Origin of the sequence: Micromonospora sp. NBC_01740, assembly GCF_035920365.1 — a bacterium.
In the GTDB taxonomy this organism is placed as follows: Bacteria; Actinomycetota; Actinomycetes; order Mycobacteriales; family Micromonosporaceae; genus Micromonospora; species Micromonospora reichwaldensis.
On record NZ_CP109150.1, the window covers coordinates 2,059,936 to 2,079,695 of the forward strand.

At 74.6% G+C, this 19,760-nt stretch carries 19 protein-coding genes; 12 read left to right on the forward strand and 7 right to left on the reverse strand.

Annotated features, from left to right (window positions below; translation table 11 throughout):
- Positions 1-71: 71 nt before the first annotated feature.
- From OG989_RS09930 to eccB, 4 genes are all read right to left on the reverse strand, one after another.
- Positions 72-464: a hypothetical protein gene (locus OG989_RS09930; protein WP_327030337.1), complete on the reverse strand. Its 393-nt coding sequence runs from the start codon at positions 462-464 to the stop codon at positions 72-74.
- A gap of 189 nt (positions 465-653) precedes the next feature.
- Positions 654-1,907, reverse strand: coding sequence for a WXG100 family type VII secretion target (locus OG989_RS09935; protein WP_327030338.1), 1,254 nt, complete (start codon positions 1,905-1,907; stop codon positions 654-656).
- On the reverse strand, positions 1,900-2,268 hold the full coding sequence (locus OG989_RS09940; RefSeq protein ID WP_151456012.1) for a hypothetical protein: 369 nt from the start codon (positions 2,266-2,268) through the stop codon (positions 1,900-1,902). The genes OG989_RS09935 and OG989_RS09940 overlap by 8 nt, the downstream gene beginning before the upstream one ends.
- A 130-nt stretch (positions 2,269-2,398) precedes the next feature.
- Positions 2,399-3,955, reverse strand: a complete 1,557-nt coding sequence (gene eccB / locus OG989_RS09945; protein ID WP_151456011.1) for a type VII secretion protein EccB — start codon at positions 3,953-3,955, stop codon at positions 2,399-2,401.
- A 151-nt stretch (positions 3,956-4,106) separates the two neighbouring features.
- Here eccB and OG989_RS09950 point away from each other — a divergent pair, with 151 nt between their 5' ends.
- Positions 4,107-5,288 carry a type VII secretion protein EccE gene (locus tag OG989_RS09950; protein WP_327030339.1) on the forward strand — a complete coding sequence of 394 codons (1,182 nt, stop codon included), beginning with the start codon at positions 4,107-4,109 and terminating at the stop codon, positions 5,286-5,288.
- Between the two features lie 23 nt (positions 5,289-5,311).
- On the opposite strand, the gene eccD is transcribed toward OG989_RS09950, so the two are convergent.
- Complete coding sequence (eccD, locus tag OG989_RS09955; protein WP_151456009.1) at positions 5,312-6,709, reverse strand: type VII secretion integral membrane protein EccD; 1,398 nt, start codon at positions 6,707-6,709, stop codon at positions 5,312-5,314.
- 168 nt (positions 6,710-6,877) lie between these two features.
- Here eccD and eccCa point away from each other — a divergent pair, with 168 nt between their 5' ends.
- The 10 genes from eccCa (at position 6,878) to OG989_RS10005 (ending at position 17,044) form a co-directional block, all read left to right on the forward strand.
- Positions 6,878-10,840, forward strand: coding sequence for a type VII secretion protein EccCa (gene eccCa, locus OG989_RS09960; protein WP_151456008.1), 3,963 nt, complete (start codon positions 6,878-6,880; stop codon positions 10,838-10,840).
- 96 nt (positions 10,841-10,936) lie between these two features.
- Positions 10,937-11,359: a YbaB/EbfC family nucleoid-associated protein gene (locus tag OG989_RS09965; protein WP_225852345.1), complete on the forward strand. Its 423-nt coding sequence runs from the start codon at positions 10,937-10,939 to the stop codon at positions 11,357-11,359.
- 16 nt (positions 11,360-11,375) lie between these two features.
- Positions 11,376-11,669, forward strand: coding sequence for a hypothetical protein (locus OG989_RS09970; RefSeq protein WP_121396953.1), 294 nt, complete (start codon positions 11,376-11,378; stop codon positions 11,667-11,669).
- Positions 11,670-11,700: 31 nt separating this feature from the next.
- Positions 11,701-12,429 (forward strand): hypothetical protein, encoded by a 729-nt coding sequence (locus tag OG989_RS09975; protein ID WP_132231854.1) that lies wholly within the window; start codon positions 11,701-11,703, stop codon positions 12,427-12,429.
- Positions 12,430-12,457: 28 nt separating this feature from the next.
- Positions 12,458-12,718, forward strand: a complete 261-nt coding sequence (locus OG989_RS09980) for a hypothetical protein (RefSeq protein WP_327030340.1) — start codon at positions 12,458-12,460, stop codon at positions 12,716-12,718.
- 171 nt (positions 12,719-12,889) lie between these two features.
- On the forward strand, positions 12,890-13,198 hold the full coding sequence (locus OG989_RS09985) for a WXG100 family type VII secretion target (protein WP_089002280.1): 309 nt from the start codon (positions 12,890-12,892) through the stop codon (positions 13,196-13,198).
- A gap of 28 nt (positions 13,199-13,226) precedes the next feature.
- On the forward strand, positions 13,227-13,505 hold the full coding sequence (locus tag OG989_RS09990) for a WXG100 family type VII secretion target (RefSeq protein ID WP_101413905.1): 279 nt from the start codon (positions 13,227-13,229) through the stop codon (positions 13,503-13,505).
- A gap of 82 nt (positions 13,506-13,587) precedes the next feature.
- Positions 13,588-15,108: a S8 family serine peptidase gene (locus OG989_RS09995; RefSeq protein WP_327030341.1), complete on the forward strand. Its 1,521-nt coding sequence runs from the start codon at positions 13,588-13,590 to the stop codon at positions 15,106-15,108.
- 33 nt (positions 15,109-15,141) lie between these two features.
- Entirely contained in the window at positions 15,142-15,702 is a 561-nt protein-coding gene (locus OG989_RS10000) for a hypothetical protein (RefSeq protein ID WP_132231850.1), read from the forward strand.
- A 16-nt stretch (positions 15,703-15,718) separates the two neighbouring features.
- Positions 15,719-17,044: a WXG100 family type VII secretion target gene (locus OG989_RS10005; RefSeq protein ID WP_327030342.1), complete on the forward strand. Its 1,326-nt coding sequence runs from the start codon at positions 15,719-15,721 to the stop codon at positions 17,042-17,044.
- Positions 17,045-17,120: 76 nt separating this feature from the next.
- Here the strand turns inward: OG989_RS10005 and mycP are convergent, their stop codons facing one another.
- Together mycP and OG989_RS10015 are read right to left on the reverse strand one after the other, a co-directional pair.
- Positions 17,121-18,368, reverse strand: coding sequence for a type VII secretion-associated serine protease mycosin (gene mycP / locus OG989_RS10010; RefSeq protein WP_327030343.1), 1,248 nt, complete (start codon positions 18,366-18,368; stop codon positions 17,121-17,123).
- Between the two features lie 54 nt (positions 18,369-18,422).
- Entirely contained in the window at positions 18,423-18,764 is a 342-nt protein-coding gene (locus OG989_RS10015) for a helix-turn-helix transcriptional regulator (protein ID WP_151457619.1), read from the reverse strand.
- 210 nt (positions 18,765-18,974) lie between these two features.
- Between OG989_RS10015 and OG989_RS10020 the strand changes: the two genes are divergently transcribed.
- Positions 18,975-19,727, forward strand: a complete 753-nt coding sequence (locus tag OG989_RS10020) for a carbonic anhydrase (protein WP_151457618.1) — start codon at positions 18,975-18,977, stop codon at positions 19,725-19,727.
- The last annotated feature ends 33 nt before the right edge of the window (positions 19,728-19,760 follow it).

Genomic DNA, 19,760 nt, shown 5'->3' on the forward strand with positions numbered 1-19,760 from the left:
GGGGCACGGGGCGGACGGACGCGCGTGCCGGTGGTCCGTCGCCCCGGCCGCGGAGCCGGTGGGCCGACGGTTCAGGCGGCGGGCGGACCGCGCCGGGCGGGGACGCCCCTGCCGGGGCCGCGGGCGGGGCCGTCCGGGCGGGCGACCGCCACGGCGGCGGTGTCGGCCGGAGTGTCGTCGCGCCGGACCGCCGGCGGGGCGGCGAAGCCGTCGGCCTGCTCGGCCACCGGCTCGCGGCGCGACAGCGGTGGGGTGAGCCGGGCGCTCGCGACGGCCGGACCGGCGGCCGGAACGGGGGCGGTGACGGCGGCCGGGCCGGCGGCGAACGGTGGCGGGGCCGGTGCGGCGCTCGCGGCTCCGAGGCCCACAGCGAGCACCAGCGCGGCGATCGCCAGCCGGGTCAGCTCACGCAGGGAGCGCAGCGTCAACGACCAGAACGGGTCGACGGACGCTACGGAGGGCACCCGTCCAACCTATCGCCCGGGCCGGGCTCGTGCAGCGCGCCGACGACCTGGGATCGGGTGACCGCCGCCACGATGTCCGAAAAGGATCGTCGAGCGGGTGTGACGGCGCCCGCCGGGACCGACGCCGCACGTGCGACGGCCCACCCGGTGGTACGCCCGCCGGGTGGGCCGTCGTCGTGCTGGTGCGCGTCAGCTGTCGGTGCCGAGCACGGGCGGAGCGGCGGCGGCGCCGTCGCCCCAGACCATGTCGTCCTCCGTCAGCCAGGTCAGCCGGCCGTCGGCGTCGTCGTCGTGCGTGCCCCGGGTGCCGCCCAGGACGCCGGGGCGACCCGCCCCGCCGCGTGCGCCGCCCGCACGTCCCGTCCCGCTGGCCGCCCGGTCGCCGCCCTGTCGTGCGCCGTTGTCGAAGCGCCGGCCCATCCCGGTCGCGGACCGGTTGTCCGCCACCGGAGTGCCGCCGACGGACCGGACCGCCGAGGCCGGTGCGTTGCCGCTCGCGGCGAGGGCTCCGGTGCCGAGCACGCCGCCCGACGGTCCGAACTGAAGGCCCGGCCCGCCGGCCGAGGCCGTCGAGGTGCCGCCCAGCCCGACGGGACCCGTCGTGGGGGGCGTGCCGGTCAGTGCCGTGGCACCGGCGAGGGAGGTGCCGGCCGGGACGCCGCCGGGAACGCCGTCGGTCACGCCGCCGCCCGGCTGCCCGCCGCCGACGGCGCCCGGGACGAGCGTCCCGGTCGCGCCGCCGCCCGGTCCGGAGCTCGGCCGGTCGGGGGCCGCGACGGTGGCGCCGCCGGGCTTCCCGGCGAGGCTGGAGGTGGTCGGCGCGGCCGTCGGCGTGCTGGCGCCCGGGCCGCTGCGCGGGGGCGTCGAATCGCGGCTGGTCGTGCCCGGGGTGTCCGGATGCGGTGGCGGCGGCGGGACGAGCCGGCCGTACGCCGAGAGGTCGTAGCCGGCGGCCAGCTCGGCCACCACGTTGACCATGCGCTGGTGGGCCTTCTCCTGCTCGGCCTTGTCCTGCTGGTGCCCCAGCAGCCCGCCGACCACGATGCCCGGCACGCCGAACACGGCGCCCTTGGCCGCGCCGGAGAGCGCCTGGTCGTGGTCGTCGGTCTCGGCCGGACTCTCCGCCTGCGTGCGGGCGGTGCGCAGCTCGCCGGACATCAGGGTCAGGCCCCGGCTCACGTCCGCCATGCCCTCGCCGAGCTTGTCGGCGTAGTCGGTGACGAGCGTCAACCGCCGCTGGAACTCCTGCGAGGCCGAGCCCGTCCAGGTGTTGGCGAGCTTGTCGAGGTCGCCGCTGAGCTCGCGGGACAGCCCGTCGAGCATGCCCTTGAGCGCCGTCCACTGCGCGGCGACGCCGTCGATCTGGCCCGGCTGGCCGGCCATCACGGCGTCGTAGAGCTGCTGGTGGCTGACGTGCTGGTAGCGCTGGGTGTATTCAGACACGCGGATCCTCCTTCCGCTTCAACGCGTCGTCCACGCCGTTCAGCGCGGCGGCGATGTCGGCGGAGTTGGCCGCGTTGCGCTCCTCGGCGGTGCGGTAGTTGGCCAGGATCGTCGCGGTGGCGCTCTGCGCGGCCTTCACCGCCGCACGCAGCCGGTCGACCTGGTCCACGTAGGACTGGTGGATCTCGGAGTAGCGGCGGGAGTTCTCGGTGGCGTCGGCGAACGAGCCCAGCGCCGGGGGCCGGCACTGCATCTCGGTGCTCAGCTTCCGCAACGCCTTCTCCGCCTCGGTCAGCCGGTTGGCCAACTTCTGGTGGAAGTCTTCCAGGGACAGCAGGTCGACTGTCGTGCGCCCGGTCATGGCAGCATCCCCGTACGTCATCGTCGATAACCGTTGGCAGGGCTCAGGTTAGTCGACGGGTGCGACGCGGGCGACCCGCCACCGGCGTCGATCCGTCACGCGCGGGTCCGGCCCCGCTCGCGGGCTGACCTCAGCCGTCCGCTCCGGGGCTGGCGGACGAGCCGTCCGGCGAGGCCGGCGCGTCCGACGCCGGTTGCCCGGAGGGCGTCACCGGCGTACCGGACCGCTCCGGCCCGGGGCTGCCCGTCGGCTTCGCCGCGCCGGCCGACGGCTTCGCCGGGGCCGACGGCGCGGGGCCGGGCGCGAAGTGGGCGAGCGCGTCGTCCCGCGAGAGCGTCGGCCCCGTGGGCACGAGGGCCAGCAGCGACGCGGGTACGGCCAGCGGGGCGACCCCCTCGTAGCCCAGCGCCGACATGGCGCCGACGCCGAGCGGGTAGCGGACGCCCTGGGCGCTGATCAGGTGGACGGTGGCGCCGGGGGCGGCCGTGCCGCTCTCGCCGGACCCGGGCGTGGCCTGCACGAGCACGCCCTTGCCGCCGGGCAGCAGCACGCCCTCGGCGGTGCGCACGCCGTCGCGCGCGCTCTGCCGCACGGGCACCCCACCGGGCGCGGCCAGCTCCGCCGGCACCCGGTCGAAGACCTCCAGCGTGGTGGTGGGCGGCCCGCCGTCGGCGCCCGCCCGGTAGGTCGCGCAGACCGCCGTCCGGCCCGCGGTGACCGGGTGCAGCGCGGGCAGGGCCTGCGGCATCCCGGCCTCCTCCGCCCGCTGGTCGGTCAGCAGCTTGCCGGCCTGCGCCGGGGTGATGTCGGTGACCTGGCCGCCGTCGCGCAGCAGCAGCAGCGCGCTGATCTCGCCGATCGCGGAGAGACCCTCCCGGGTGAGCACGTAGTGCTGACCCGCCGCCCGGAAGACCTGACCGACCTTGGCCGGGCGCTCGGTCAGGGTGCTGGCCTCGTCCTCGCCGGCGATCGTCGGCTGCCGCATGACCGGCCCGGCCGGCACGGCGTTGAGCAGCTGCTGCCCCACGGGCAGGCGGGGCGCGTTGGCCATCCGCAGCGCGGCGAGCGCGGAGTCGCCGCCCGTCACCTGCAACCGCCGGTCGCCGGTGAGCAGGTGCCGCTGGCCGTCGGCCTCCACCAGCACGGCCCGGTCGCCGAGCGGCGCACCACCGGGCAGCGGGCGGTCGATCACCACCCGGGTGCCGGAGCGGCGGGGATCGGCCGGGTCCGGGACGTCGCAGACGGACCACGGCAGGCCCGTCAGGGACTTGCGGTCCGGCAGCGCGTCGGGGGCGCCGACGATGCCGACCGTACGACCCCGGGGCCGGTCCCGGATCGACGCCTGGGACATCGTGCGGACCTGCGGGGCCGGCTCGTTGATGATCAGTCGGGCCGAGGCGTAGTTGAGGGTGGGGTGCAGCTGCCCGTCGACGAAGACGTACGTCGCCCCGGTCTCCCGCTCGATCACCAGGGTGTTCGGCTCCAGCGGCGCCGTGTTGCCGGTGAACTGCCCGTACGCGCCGACGCCACCGAGCACCACGGCTGCGGCGATGACGCTGCCGAAGACCGCCATGCCGAGCCGCCGCATCGGCAGGTTGCTGGTCTCCGGGTCGCCCGACAGCAACGCCGAGACGATCCGGCGGGTGACGAAGCGGTACGCCTGCACCTGGTCGCGGCGGGTCCGCATGACTTACCTCCGGCGGGGGTGGGTCCGCGACGAGCAGGTCCGAGTCGGTGTCGCGGGCTTCCCTACGATAAGGGGCCGTCGACGGGTCACCGGGACCAGCGCCCGACCCGATCCGGCGGACGCTCCGCCGTCCAGAAAGGGACTGTCAGCGATGACGCAGGTTCAGGCGCCACCCGGTCGTCCGGCACCGCAGCCGTCCGGCGTCGCCCAGCGGCCGGTCGTCCCGGCCGACCGGCGCGGCCGTGGTCGGATCGGGCCCGTGGCCGTGGGGCAGCTCGTGGTGCTGGAACTCTGCGCCCTGGCCGTCTGGGCGGCGCTGGGCGGGCAGGTCTGGCTGGCCGCCACCGTCGGGGTGCTGTCGCTGGCGGTGGTGGGCGCGGTCTTCGCCCGCCGGGGTGGCCGCTGGTGGTACGAGGACCTGCTGCTGCGCCGGCGGCTGCGGCGGCGTCGGGAGGCGGCCAGGAGCGCCGTCGCGGCGGGCGGCGGGACCGATCCGAGGCTGGCACCCCTGGCCCCGGAGCTGACTGTGACCGAGCTCACGGACCGCGGCACCCGCCTCGGCATCGGGCAGGACGCGCAGGGCTGGTTCGCGGCGGTGGCGTTGCAGGGCCACGCCGGGGCGCCCGCCGGATCGGTCGACGCGTCGGTGTTGGACCGGGCGCTGCGCGTGCTCGCCGACTTCACCGGCCCGGTCACCCGCACCCAGGTCGTCTCGCACACCCTGGTCTGGTACCCGGCGCCGGGGGCGCCACCCGCGGCCCACCGGACGGTCTGGCTGGCGCTGCGGCTCTCCGTACGGGACGCCCGCGTCGAGACCGTCAGCCGGGGCGGCGGCATGCCAGGCGTGCACCGCACGCTCTCCGCCGGCGTCGGCCGGCTGGGCAAGGCGTTGACCGCCGCCGGGCTCGCCCACCGCCCCCTCAGCCGCGACGAGCTGCGCGCGGCGGTCGTCTCGGCGGCCGGGCTTGACCTGGCGCCGGCGCCGCCGGCGGAGACCTGGACGGGGCTGCGCGGCGGCGGCTGGACCCAGCGTTGCCTGGTCCTGCGGCCCCGGGCCGACGCGCCGTTCGGCCCGCTGGTGGACGCGGTGACGGCCACGTCCGCCCCCTCGCACACCCTGGCCGTCGTGGTGCAGCCGGGCGGGCGCGTCGCCCCGCCGATGCTCCGGGTGGCGGCGCTCGACGACCACGTGGAGGCGCTGGTCAAGGCGGTACGGGAGGTGGCCCGCCGGTCCGGCGCCCCGGCCCGCCCCGTGGACGGCCAGCACGGCCCCGGCGTCTACGCCACCGCCCCGGCCGCCACCACGATCACGACCCTGCACCCGACCGACTGAGGACCGGGGACGCCGAGCGCGGGTCAGGGGCGCAGGTTGACGATCCAGCCGTAGAGGCCGACGACCCAGAAGGCCAGCGGGACCAGCGCGATGATCAGCATGATCTCCACGATGTCGAGCAGCCGGCCCCAGACCGGGGAGATCCGCTTGCCGGCCACGGTGAGCCCGTAGATCAGGCTCACCACGGCCGCGAGCACCAGGCCGCCGAGGATCAGGCCGAGGCGTACCGCCGTCGAGCCGTTGCCGAACGTGGCGGCGGCGGTCAGGCCGAGCCCGGCCGTGCCGGCGAACAGCACCGGGGTGCGCTGGGCGCGGCCCAGGAACGGCCGGGCCCGCAGCAGCGACAGCAGGGCCAGCACGAGGCAGAGCAGCACCGCCGGCAGGCTGCCGTGCAGCGCGAGCACGACCTGGGCGCCGAGCACCAGCAGCGACACCGTCCAGAGCAGGCCCGTCAGGAACCCGTCGGCCCGCTCGCTGAGCTGGAGGACCTGCCGGCCGTCCACCGACTCGGTGTCGCTCTTCAGGTCGTCGGGGCCGGTCGGGATGGACGGCACCGGCAGCCGGGCCAGCCGGTACGCCGCCATCGGCAGCGCCGGCACCGCGCCGAACGCGACCGCGGCGACGACGGCCGCCGCGGCCGGCGCGTCGGTGTCGAAGGCGAGGCTGACCACTGCGCCGAGGCCGGTGCCCGCGCCGACCGCGACCGCGCCGAAGAAGAGCGGAAGCCGGTCGCCGACGGCCAGCGCGGCCACCGCCGCGCAGAGCACCACCGCCGTGGCGCCGAGGAGCACGTGCGGGGCGCCCAGCCCGGTCAGCGGGCGGTCGCCGGCGAGCAGCAGCAGGCCGCCGACGCCCGCGTACGCCAGGCCGACGACCCCCAGCACCGACCCGGTCGCGCTGTCGGCGGCGGCCCGGGACAGCACGGCCGCGGAGACCACCAGGGCGACCGCGACGACCAGCGCGGCCAGCGCGCCCGGCAGGTGCGGCGGCCCGGTGAACAGCGCCGCCACCGCGCCGGCGCCGAGCGCAGCGGCGGCGAAGAGCACCGCGAAGGAACGGGTGGTGCCGACCTGCCAGGCGCCCGGGCGCTGGTTGGTGGCGGTGGCCACGGCGTCGACCACGTCGTCGAAGACGATCTCCGGCGCGGTGGCCGACCGGGGGTTGAAGTAGAGCACCTCGCCGTCGCGGACGCCGAGCTGCGTGGCGGTCCGGCCGCCGTCCAGCGGCTGGCCGCCCAGCCGGGCCAGGCTCCAGCCGCCGTGCCGCACCCCCTCGTCGGCCAGGTCCTCACCCGCGTAACGGAGCAGGGTCGGCAGCAGGTCGGCGAGCGGTACGTCCGACGGCAGCGCGAGGTCCATCCGGGTACGGGGCGCCACGATGGTGATCCGGCTCAGGCCGCCGGTCGCCGTCTTCGTCGCCACAGTGGCCTCCTCGCGCTCTCTACGATCACCCCTGGCCGGCGGCGCCGACGCACGGGTTCCTGACGCCCACGGGAGATTACCTACGATGGCGGGCACGTACGATGCCCACCCGACGACTCCGGTCGCTCGCCGAACTTCATCAGGGCCGCTTCTGGGGAGGAGACAGCCGTGAGCACGGTGGTGTTCCGCCGGCTCCCGCGTCAGCCGGGGCCTGCGCTGCCGCGAGGCGAGGTGCTGCTGGAGTCGCCTCCGGAGCTGCCCGAGCCCACCCCACGCGGGATGGGGCAGCTGCTGATGATCCTGCCGATGGTCTGCGGCGTGGGCGCCATGGCGTTCCTCTACGCCGGCCGGGGCGGCGGCACGATGACCTACATCGCCGGCGGCCTCTTCGGTGTCTCGATGCTGGGCATGGCGATCGGGTCGCTGAGCAACGGCAACAACGACAAGGCCGAGCTCAACGCCGACCGGCGCGACTACATGCGCTACCTGGCCCAGATGCGCAAGCGCACCCGGCGCGCCGCCGAGCAGCAGCGGGCGGCGATGGCCTGGCGGCACCCGGAGCCCGACGCGCTCTGGTCGATCGCCGCCTCCCGGCGGCTGTGGGAGCGGCGGATCACCGAGGACGACTTCGGCGAGACCCGGATCGCCACCGGGCCGCAGCGCCTGGCCGTGGAGATCGTCCCGCCGGAGACCAAGCCGGTCGAGGACCTGGAGCCGATGAGCGCCATCGCGCTGCGGCGCTTCGTCCGCGCCCACTCGAGCGTGCCGGACCTGCCGACCGCGCTCTCCGTACGGGCGTTCAGCCGGGTGGTCCTGCGCGGCGACCGGGAGCCGGTGCTCGACCTGACGCGGGCGGCGCTCGGCCAGCTCGCCACCTTCCACGCCCCGGACGACATGGTCGTCGCGATCGTCGCCGCGCCCGACCGGCAGCCGTCCTGGGACTGGGTGAAGTGGCTGCCGCACAACCACCACAGCGCCCGGACCGACGCGGCGGGCGCCCGCCGGATGGTCTTCGCGAGCCTCGCCGAGGCCGAGGAGGCGCTCGCCGGCGAGCTGGCCGGCCGGCCCCGGTTCGCGCCGGAGGCGAAGCCGCTGACCAGCGCGGCGCACCTCGTGGTGGTCATCGACGGCGGCGAGGTCTCGGCGGCCTGCCAGCTCATGGGGCCGGGGCTGCTCGGCGCGACCGTGATCGACCTCTCCGGCACCGTGCCCCGGGACGCCGGGCGCTGGCTGCTCTGCCTCGACGTGGGCGACGGCAGCTCCCTCGAACTGGTCCGCGGCACCTCCTCGTCGCGGCTCGGCCGGCCGGACCGGCTCACCGAGTCCGCCGCCGAGGGGCTGGCCCGGCAGATCGCCCCGTACCGGCTGTCGCAGCAGCAGACCACGTCGGAGGAGCCCCTGGCGAAGAGCATGGAGCTGCCGGACCTGCTCGGCGTCGGCGACGCCGCCGCGGTCGACGTGCAGCAGACCTGGCGCCCGCGCAGCCACCGCGACCGGCTGCGCATCCCGCTCGGCGTCGGGCCGGACGGCAACGTGGTCGAGCTGGACTTCAAGGAGTCCGCGCACGAGGGCATGGGCCCGCACGGCCTGATCATCGGCGCGACCGGCTCCGGCAAGAGCGAGCTGCTGCGCACGATCGTCGGCGCGCTGGCCGTGACGCACTCCTCCGAGGAGCTCAACTTCGTCCTGGTCGACTTCAAGGGCGGCGCCACCTTCGCCTCGCTGGACGCGCTGCCGCACACCAGCGCCGTGATCACCAACCTGGCCGACGAGCTGCCGCTGGTCGACCGCATGAAGGACGCGCTGGCCGGCGAGATGACCCGCCGCCAGGAGGTGCTGCGGGCCGCCGGCAACTACGTCTCCCGCTACGACTACGAGAAGGCCCGCGCGGCCGGCGAGCCGCTGGACCCGATGCCCAGCCTGCTCATCATCTGCGACGAGTTCAGCGAACTGCTCGCCGCGAAGCCCGACTTCATCGACCTCTTCGTGATGATCGGCCGGCTGGGCCGGTCGCTCGGCGTGCACCTGCTGCTGGCCAGCCAGCGGCTGGAGGAGGGCAAGCTGCGCGGCCTCGACACCCACCTGTCGTACCGGATCGGTCTGCGTACCTTCTCGGCGGTGGAGAGCCGGATCGTGCTCGGCGTGCCCGACGCGTACGAGCTGCCCAACGCCCCCGGCCACGGCTACCTGAAGACCGACACCAGCACCATGCTGCGGTTCCGGGCCGCGTACGTGTCCGGGCCGTACCGGGCCCCGGGGCAGGCCGCCGCGTCGTCGCGGGCGCTGGTGCAGCGCCGGATCGTCCGGTACGGGGTGGACTTCGTACCGGTGCAGAACCCGACCCTGCCGGTGCCGGACGCGCCCGAGCCGGAGCAGCCCGCCGACGGCAAGGCCGTGGCGATGCTGGACGTGCTGATCGACCGGCTGAAGGGGCGGGGTCGCCCGGCGCACCAGGTCTGGCTGCCGCCGCTGGCGGAGCCGCCGGGCCTGGGCGAGCTGCTGCCGCCGCTGAGCGTCGACCCGAGGTACGGCCTCTGCACCGCCTCGTGGCGTGGTCGCGGGCGGCTGGCCGCTCCGGTGGGCATCGTGGACCGGCCGTACGAGCAACGCCGTGACCCGATGCTCGTGGACCTGGCCGGCGCGGGCGGCAACGTGGTGATCGTCGGCGCCTCGCTCAGCGGCAAGAGCACGATGCTGCGCTCCATGCTCGCCTCGCTCGCGCTCACCCACACCCCACGCGAGGTGCAGTTCTTCTGCCTGGACTTCGGTGGCGGCGCGCTGCGCAGCCTGGACGGGCTGCCGCACACGGCCGGCGTGGCCGGGCGGCGGGACACCGAGGCGGTACGCCGTACGGTGGCCGAGGTGGTGGCCGTCCTGGACGAGCGGGAGAACCGGTTCGCCCAGCACGGCATCGACTCGGTGGCGAGCTACCGCCGCCGCCGGGCGGCCGGGGAGTTCGCCGACGACCCGTTCGGCGACGTCTTCCTCGTCGTCGACGGCTGGAACACCCTGCGCCAGGAGTACGAGGAGCTGGAGCAGACGATCACCACCCTGGCCAACCGTGGCCTGGGCTTCGGCGTGCACGTGGTGCTGACCGCCGTGCGGTGGGCGGAGATCCGGATCAACATGCGGGACCTGCTCGGCACGAAGCTGGAGCTGCGTCTCGGTGACGCCAACGAGTCGGAGATCGACCGGCGGGCGGCGGCGAACGTCCCGACCGGCTCGCCCGGCCGGGGTCTGACCCGCGACAAGCTGCACTTCCTGACCGCCATCTCCCGGATCGACGGCCGGCGCGACATCGACGACCTGACCGAGGCGTCCATCGCCCTGTCCCGGCACGTCGCGGAGGCCTGGAAGGGCCAGCCGGCGCCGAAGGTACGGCTGCTGCCGCGCAGGCTGCCCCTCAGCGAGCTGGCCCGGGTCGTGGACCGCTCGGCGCCGGGCCTGCCGATCGGCGTCAACGAGTCGGCGCTGGCCCCGGTCTACCTGGACCTCGCCAACGAGCCGCACCTGACGGTCTTCGGCGACGCCGAGTGCGGCAAGACCAACCTGCTGCGGCTGATCGCGCGGGGCATCACGGAGCGGTACACGCCGGCGCAGGCCCGGCTGGTCATCGCCGACTACCGGCGCGGGCTGCTCGGTGCGGTCGAGGGTGACCACCTGCTCGACTACGCGCCGTCGAACCAGGTGTTCGCGCAGGGGCTCGCCTCGATCCGCAGCGCGCTGTCCAACCGGCTGCCCGGCCCGGACGTCACCACCGCGCAGCTGCGCGACCGCAGCTGGTGGAAGGGGCCGGACCTCTACATCCTGGTCGACGACTACGACCTGGTCGCCTCGGGCGGGAACAATCCGCTCAGCGCCCTGCACGAGCTGCTGCCCCAGGCCCGCGACATCGGCCTGCACCTGATCGTCACCCGGCGCGCGGGTGGTGTGGCCCGGGCGCTCTACGAGCCGGTCCTGCAACGCCTGCGCGAGCTGGACCAGCCCGGCCTGCTGATGTCCGGCAACCGGGAGGAGGGCGCGGTCTTCGGCACGCTGCGGCCGAGCCCGCAACCGCCCGGCCGGGGCACCCTGGTGCGCCGCCGCGACGGCCAGCAGCTCATCCAGACGGCCTGGTCGGAGCCGGCCTGAGGGGCGCCCACCGATGCGGCGGTCGGCGGGACCGCCCCGGTGTGACGGCATCCGGTAACCTGCGGCACGAGCGTCGCAGCCGACGAGAGGACCGTTTTGAGCACATCGTGGACGCCCGGCGGCATGGGCGGGGCCGGCCTGGAGGGCATCCTGCGTCAGGCGCAGGAGCAGCAGCGCCGGCTCGCGGACTTCCAGCGGCAGCGCGCCGAGCTGCGGATCGTCGGGGAGAGCCCGGACGGCCTGGTCCAGGTCACCGTCGACGGCGACATGAAGGTCGGCGACATCCAGATCGACGCCCGGGCGATGCGGCTGGACAGCTTCAGCCTGGCCGAGTCGCTCCAGGCCGCCATCGACGCCGCCTACGACGCGCACGCCGAGCGGCAGCGCGAGCTGCTGGAGGAGATGCTCGGCGGTGCCGACCTGGTCCGGCGGGCCGAGGCGGGCAAGGTCACCCCCGAGGAGTGGTTCCAGCAGTTCGGGGTGGATCTCAACGACCCGCTGCGCCGGCTGCGCGGCTGACGAGAGGGAGGGTCCCGTGGCCAACGTCGTCGACGTCGACGCCATCCGCAAGGCCGGGCAGAAGCTCGCGGCCGCCGACGGCCCGATGGCCTACCTGCGCAACGCGCAGCGGGCACTGGAGGGCGTCAAGCTGTCGGGCATGTCCATGACACTGCTCGGCCTGTCCGCCGTCAGCGCGCACAACGATGCCGTCGACGGTCACCTCGACAACCTGCGCACCGGCGTCGAGCACCTGGAGAGGGCCGCCGCCAACCTCGAACAGAGCGCGCTCAACTGGGAGAAGTCGGACCAGCCCTGGGTGGTCAAGTGACCTCGCGGGTGCGGGACGCAGGGAGGGCTCGATGCCGGAGATCCTGATCGCGAATTCCTCGGGCTCGGTGGTGGGGACGCACAGCGTCGCCGCGCAGACCGCGCCGGTCCGCTCGCTGGCCGGGGCGGCCCGGGCCAACTGGGTGTGGCTGGTCGGCGCCGCCTTCCTGACCGCCGCCATCATCCACCTCGAGACGTTCGACAACGACGAGGTCAACCAGTCCATCAAGGAGTGGGGCGACGCGGCCCGCTTCCTGGGCGGCGACCAGTTCGGCGCGGCGCTGGAGAGCGTGATCCCGTCCAGCGAGGAGTGGGACTTCGACGACCGGGACGCGTTCGACGCCTTCGTGCAGAAGCTGAACGCCGAGATCGGGGCGCTCGCGGAGGCGCTCAACGCCAACAAGGACGCGCTGACCGCCGTCCGCGACCACTTCAACGCCTCGATCGACGCCCTGGTCGGCGCGCTGGTGCCGATCCTCATCGCGGTCATCGCGGCCGTGGCCCTCCAGGCGTTCCCCGCGACCGCGCCGCTGGCGCAGGCGATCGGGGTGGCCGGCCTCACCGCCACCGCGGCGATCCTCGGGCTCATCTTCACGGACATCGGCGCGCTGTTCTCCACGGTGGCGTCGGCGTTCCGCGGTAACAGTCAGTACAACTTCGTCTCGGACTCGCGCCCGGGCTGGGCGACCGGCGACGCCGACCCCGACATCCAGGACATCCAGATCGACTGGGTGCAGGACCCGGGCTTCTACCGGGCCTGACCGACCGGGCCGAGAGGTGGGGGCCACCGTGTGGCAGAGCATGTTGTTCGGGTACGCGCTGGTGACCATCCCGGTCTTCATCGTCCTGGGGCTGGTCGCGCAGCTCACCCGGTCGCGCCTGGCCCGCAGGGCGATGGAACTCGTCCTGCTCAGCGGGGTGGCAGCATTCGCGGTGGCCCTCGGCACCCTCGCCGACGACGCGGTGCAGTGGCTGCTCGCATCGATGCTCGCCCTGACCTTCGTGGTCGGGGTGGTGCTGCACGTGCGCTCGTACTCCCGCTCCGGATAGGTGCGAGGGGCCGCTCCGGCGGCGGTCGGGCAACCCACTCGGGGCAGGGCTGCGGGGCATGGACACCGTCCGCTACGGTCTTGACTGAGTGTCCGTCGGTGGGGTGATTGCCTTGCGGCGGGGGAGGACGCGGCGACTGCGCCGCCACAAGAAGACGGAAGGGTGTGAAGCATGGCGTTCGAGGTCGAAGCAGCGACTCTGCATACCGCCGCGGGTGACGTGCGCTCCACGCGCAGCGATGTCGACGGCGAGCTGAAGAAGCTGTGGAACGTGGTCGACGACCTGGCCATCGCCTGGAAGGGGCAGGCGTCCACCGGCTTCCAGTCGCTCATGCAGCGCTGGAACGAGGACACGGGCAAGCTGCTGACGGCGATGGACAACATCGCCGACCTGCTCGACAAGTCGGGTACGACGCACCAGGTCAACGACGAAGAGCAGCAGCAGATGCTGGACAAGTTCCACTCTGCACTCAACCCGTGATCCGCCGAGACGAGCAGAGGAGGAACTCATGAGCATCAAGGTCGACTACGCGGTCCTCGAGAGCAGCAACCAGCAGATGATGGCCATCTCGAAGACCATCGACGAGAAGCTGGACACGCTGCGTTCGATGCTGTCGAAGCTCCAGTGGGACGGCGAGGACCGTGCCGCCTACGAGCAGCACCAGGCGCAGTGGGACGCCGCCGTCCGGGATATCAACAAGATCCTGAACGACATCGGTGGCGCCGTGGGCATCGCCCGCGAGAACTACGTCAGCACCGAGATGAGCAACGCCAAGGCGTGGAACTGACACAGTCGCCGACGCGGCTCCGGTCCGGTTCGACCGGGCCGGAGCCGCGTCGCGTTGTGCGCCGATAGGTCCTGGGAGAATCATGCGTGCGGGCAAGCCTTCGCGGTCCAAGCTCCGGCTGGCCGTCGCGGCGCTGGCGGTGGTCGTCGTCGGCGCCGGTCTCGGTCCACTGGCCGCGCCGGCCCCGGCCCGCGCCGACACGGTGCGCGGCCTCCAGTGGTACCTCGACACCCTGAAGATCCCGCAGGCCCACAAGCTCACCAAGGGCAGGGGCGTGACCGTCGCGGTCATCGACACCGGGGTCAACCCCAACCTGCCGGACCTGCGTGGTCAGGTCCTGCCGGGCAAGGGCATCGGTTCCGGGACGGCGGCCGACGGTCGCCGCGACGACGACGCCAGGAAGGCCCACGGTTCGGCGATGGCCGGGATCATCGCGTCCCGGGGCGGTGGCGCGATGCGGCACCTGGGCATCGCCCCGGAGGCGAAGATCCTGCCCGTCGCGATGGGTGACTCCTTCGATTCGGCAGACCTCTCGAAGGGCATCCGCTGGGCGGCCGACGCCGGCGCCGACGTGATCAACATGTCCGTCGGGACGGGCACGGCGGCGACCCCCGACGAGATCGCCGCCGTCCGCTACGCCCTGGACAAGGACGTCGTGCTGATCGCCTCGGCCGGCAATCGGCTGCAGAACGACCGCGTCGTCACCAGCCCCGCCAACATCCCCGGCGTCATCGCGGTGACCGGGCTGGCGAAGAACGGCGAGTTCTTCGCGCAGAGCGCCACCGGTCGGGAGGCCGTGCTCGCCGCGCCGATGCAGGAGATCATCTCTCCCCGGTCCGCGTCCGTGTCGTCCAACGGTTACGGCATCGGCAGCGGCACGAGCGACGCCGCCGCCATCACCTCCGGGGTGGCGGCGCTGGTCCGCGCCAAGTACCCGGACCTGGACGCGGCCAACGTGGTGAACCGGCTGATCCGCACCGCCCGCGACCTGGGCCCGACCGGCCGCGACAGCCAGCACGGCTTCGGCGCGGTCGACCCGCTCGCCGCGCTGACGCGATCGGTGCCGGCGGTCGACGCGCACCCGCTGCTCGCCGGCGCCCCGGACGGCGCCGCCCCGTCCGCGGGCGCGGCCACGCCGCAGAAGGACGACGGGCCGGCGGTGTCGATCAGCATGAAGAAGGACACCGGCGCGCTGGTGCAGGGGGCGCTCTGCCTGCTCGTGCCCGTCGCGTTGCTGATCCTCGTGATCGTGCTGGTGCGCCGGTCCCGCCGGAAGGCGGCCGTCGCCCGGCCCGGCCCGCCGGGTTACCCGCCGCCCGGCGGCCCGCCCGGCTATCCGCCGCCGGGCTATCCGCAGGCCGGTCCGTCCGGTTACCCGCCGCCCCCCGGCCACCCGCCGGCCGGCGGCGCCCCGGGAGGATCGCACGGCAACCCGCAGTTCGGCGCGCCCGGCTATCCGCCGCCCGGCGGGGCACCGGGCACGCCCGCACCGCCCCAGGCGGGACCCCCGCCCGGGTACGGCCCGACGCCCACCGGCGGAACCCACCCGTACGGTGCGCCGCCGGCACCACCCCCGCCGGCCCCCGGCGGACACCAGCAGTAAGCCACATTGTCAGTCGGCGACGGGGAGGAACCGATGACGGACGATAGGACGGACCAGCCGGAGGAGATCCGGGTGGACACCCCATACATGCCCATCACCCCGCTGGCACCCACCGTGCACGTCAGCGGCATCACGATGGACAACGTCAACCGGGCGCAGACCCCCTCCGGCCTGGTGCCGGGGTCGGGCGAGAGCGGCGACAACACGGAGTGGGACGCGTCCAGCCTGGACAAGGCCATCGAGTGGTTGGAGTCGCACGCCTCGTTTCTCAACAAGCAGTCGTACACGATGGTCGAGATCCAGGACCGGATGGGCGGCGCGGCGGCGTCGGGCGGCATGAACGGCGTGGGGGGCGGGGCGACGAGCCCGCTCGGCGCCTTCGACCGGGCGGGCGACCTGGCCCGCAAGCACGGCAGCCTCTTCACCACCACGCAGCAGAGCGTCCGCAAGCTCGCCGAGGACCTCTACCAGGCCGCCAACGCGCTGCGCGAGGTCAAGGAGAACTACGAGACGGCGGAGAAGGCGAACGCCATGTCCGCCGCCGAGATGGAGCGTGCCTTCAGCCAAGCCGCCACCAACGGATCCAACGGCTGATCGGGAGGGTGACAGGATGCCGAGCTGGGAAGAGATGTGCCAGCAGATCGTCGTCGCGGGCAGGCCGGGCGACGTCACCAGCGCCGCCCTGGGCTGGGAGCAGCTGCTGAAGAACCTGAACTCCGTCAAGGAGAGCCTGGAGACGAACGTCGCCGATCTCGGTGAGGTGTGGAAGGGCCCGGCGTACGAGTCCTTCAAGACCCACGTCAAGCAGATCGCCACGGACACGGGCCGGGTCGTCGACGACGCCGAGAAGCACAACGGCATCGTCCAGTCGCTGAAGACCGCCGCCGACAAGCTGAGCGCCGCGCAGGCCGAGTTCCCCATCCCCGCGAGCTGCGTCAACGACGTGCTGGAGGCGCGCAACGGCCGCATCGTGATCGACACGGGCCTCTTCGAGATGAAGGTCAAGCCCGACTTCCTGGGCCTGCTCGACCCGCTCACCTCGCTCGCCGACTGGCTCAACGACAAGTCCGACGAGGCGGCCAAGGTCTACAACCAGGTCAGCGGCGAATACGTGACCATCGACTCGGGCACGCCCGGCCAGACCACGCCGGGCACCACCCAGTCGCCGGACGTGCAGACCCCGGACCTCGGCGGCGGCCCCGGCGCCGGCAGCACCGGCGGCGCGCCCAGCATGGGCGGGATGCCCTCGACCGGTGGCATGCCGGGCGGTGGCATGCCGTCGCTCAGCGGGGCCGGCGTGCCCGAGACCGGGACCACCGGGATCGGCTCCACCGCGCACCCCGGCCTGACCACTGGCGGCTACGACCCGAGCGGTGGTTACGACCCCAACGGTGGCTACGACCCGAGCACGGGCAGCCTCGCCGACGACTACGGCAGCGGTCTGGCCGGTGCCGGCGCCCCGACGGTCCCCGCGCTCGGCGGCGGTGGCGGTGGCGGCGGCCTGCCCGGCACCACCGGGCTCGGTGGCGGTGGCGGTGGCGGGCTGGGCGGCGGGGGCGTCATCCCGGGCGGCGGCTCGCTCGGCCGGCCGGTGAGCCCCAACATGGGCCCGATGATGGGCGGCGGCGCGGCCGGCGCCAATCGCGGTGGCGGCCGGGGCGCTGGTGGCAAGCTCGGCGCCGGCGGCAAGCTCGGTGCGGGTGGCATGGGCCCGATGATGGGCGGTGCGGCCGGTGGGGCCGGCCGTGGCGGCGGGCGCGCGGGTGCCGCCGGCGTGGGCGCCAAGGGCGTCGGTGCGGGCGCGCGGGGCGTCGGTGGCATGGCCGGCATGGGCGCCGGCTACGGCGAGGAGGAGACCCCTCGCAACACCTGGCTGGAGGAGGACGAGGACGTCTGGGGTGCGGACGGCGGCGGTACGCCGGGCATCCTGCGCTGACGGAGTCACGCCGAGCGCCGTCCACCGCACCGGTGGGCGGCGCTCGACGTTGTCCGGGCGGTGCGGGAGAAGGGCGTCAGCCGGTCGTGGCGTCCGTTGCGGACGGGCGGCGGCCCGGGCGCCAGCCCCGGCGTCGCCCGCGGATCAGGATCGGTTTGACGGACAGCAGCAGCGCGGCGACGAGCGCGCCGACGACGGCGGCCCAGACCGCGACGGTGCCCTGCCAGGCGAGCGGGTCCTCGGTGGAGGGCGGTGCCGGCATCGCGCCGGCCGGCGGATCGGTACGGGTGCCGAGCACGGTCGCCACCGCCCGGTACGGGTTCACCACCCCGTGGCCGACCTCGGCGTTCTTCCCCTCGGGCGGGCTGTCGGCCGTCCGGATCAGCCGGTCGGCGACCTGCTCCGGGTCGAGGTCGGGGTGGGCGGCCCGGACCAGCGCGGCCACCCCGGAGACGTACGCGGCGGCGAAGCTGGTGCCGCCCTGCGGCTCGGCGAGGAAGCCCTCGCCCCCGGGGGCCGGGCCGAGGATGTTCAGCCCGGGTGCCGCGAGGTCGACGTAGTCCCCGCTGACCGAGCTGCCCACGTGACCGCCTTCCTCGTCCACCCCGGCGACCGCGATCACTCCCGGGTAGGCAGCCGGGAACGCGGGCCTGTCCTGCTGGTTCTCCTGGCGGTTGCCGGCGGCGGCCACCACGACCACCCCCTCGTCGAGGGCGTAGCGGACGGCGTCGGCGAGGTCCTGCCGGTCCAGGGTCACCAGCGACAGGTTGATCACGTCGGCGCCGTTCTGCACCGACCAGCGGATCGCCTCGGCGATCTGCCCCGGCAGCCCCTCGTCGGCGGTGGTCCTGGTGTCGGGCAGGACGCGTACCGGGAGGATCCTGGCCTGCGGCGCGATGCCGCTGAACGACGCGCCGGTGCCCTCCTTCCCGGCGATGATGCCGCCGACGATGGTGCCGTGGCCGGCGAGGTCGCAGCGGCCCTGCTGCTGCGGCAGGCCGTTGAAGTCCCGGCCCGCCTTGACCTGGCCCTTCAGGGCGGGATGGAGGGCGGAGACGCCGGAGTCGATGACCGCCACCGTGATGCCGGCGCCCCGGGAGATCCGCCAGGCCGACGAGGGTTCGAGTCTCCTCAGCGGCCACGGCGTCTCGGCGGGGGCGGCGACGCCGGGGGGCCCGCAGCGGGGGACCGCCGCCGAGGCGGGCGACGGGGCGATGACGGCGGTGCCGAGCAGGACCGCGGCCGCTCCACCGAGGACCGCGCGGGCACCGCGCCCGCCTCGGCGGGCCGGCCCGGTCCCGCCCGGTCGGAAACTCTCGCGCACGCGGTGAGATTACCGCCGAGGGCCGGAGCGGCGTGCCGCCGCCCGGACCCCTCGTCAGGAACGCTCGCTGGCCTCGGCCGGCTCCTGGTCGTCGGCGAAGAGGGCGAGGAGGGCGCCGACCTGCCGGTCCGCTTCGGCGGGGTGTCGGAACCGCCCGGCGGGGTTGAGCGTGTACTCGTTGCGTCGGCCCACCCGGGTGCGGTTCAGGTAGCCGCCGGCCTCCAGGTCGGCGACGATCGCCTGCGCGGCCCGCTCGGTGACGCCCACCTCGTCGGCGACGTCGCGGAGCCGGGCGGTGGGGTTGCGGGCGATGGCGAGCAGCACGTGCCCGTGGTTGGTGAGGAAGGTCCAGTTGCGGGTGCTCCCGTTCTCCCCTGTCGTCGCCATGCCCGCCATCGTATGGCCCCTGCTTCGTGTTTTCCTGCGCGCCCTCGCGGCCGAGGGACGCGCGGAGGCCCGGCCGCCGTCGCACCGGGCCGCCGGACATATGAAATGCATATCACGCATCCCTTGACGTATCTTGCAGTGCGTGTGACGGTGGTGGCAGCCCGCGTCCAGCGTCGGCCCGGGTGACCAGGCCGTTCACGTGAGGTAGCGAGGTGTGGGATGAGTCGTCCCGGATCGCCAGGAACCCAACCGGGCCCGGAGCGGACGCTCCCGGCGCCGGCCACGGGCGGGACCCCGGCCGACGTCGGCACCGCGTTCGCCGTCCCCGCGAGTCCCGAGCAGGCGCTCGCCGAGCTGCACGCCGGTAACCGGCGGTTCGTGACCGGCGCCCCGCGCCACCCCAACCAGGACGCCGGGCACCGCGCCGCGGTCGCCGACGGGCAGCACCCCTTCGCGGTGATCGTCGGTTGCTCCGACTCCCGGCTCGCCGCCGAGATCATCTTCGACCGCGGCCTCGGTGACCTCTTCGTGGTCCGCACCGCCGGGCACACCATCGGTCCCGAGGTGCTGGGCAGCGTGGAGTACGCCGTCACGGTCCTGGGCACGCCGCTGGTGGTGGTGCTCGGGCACGACTCCTGCGGGGCCGTCCAGGCGGCGCGTACGGCGGCCGCCACCGGCACCCCGCCGGTCGGGCACCTGTGCGCCGTGGTGGACGCCGTGGTGCCCAGCCTGCGCCGGGCCGCCGCCGAGGGCGTGGACGACATCGACGGGATCGTCGACATCCACATCGCGCACACCGTCGAGGCGATGCTGGGCCGCTCCGCCGTCCTCGCCGCGGAGGTGGCCGCCGGCCGTTGCGGGGTGGTCGGCATGTCGTACCGGCTGACCGCCGGCGAGGTGCGGACGGTGGCCGAGGTGCCCGCCGCTGCGGCCGACGCGCCGGAGGCGGCGGCCAGCGCCGCGCTCGCCTGAACAACCACCCACCCACCGCCCGCCCGTCACCGC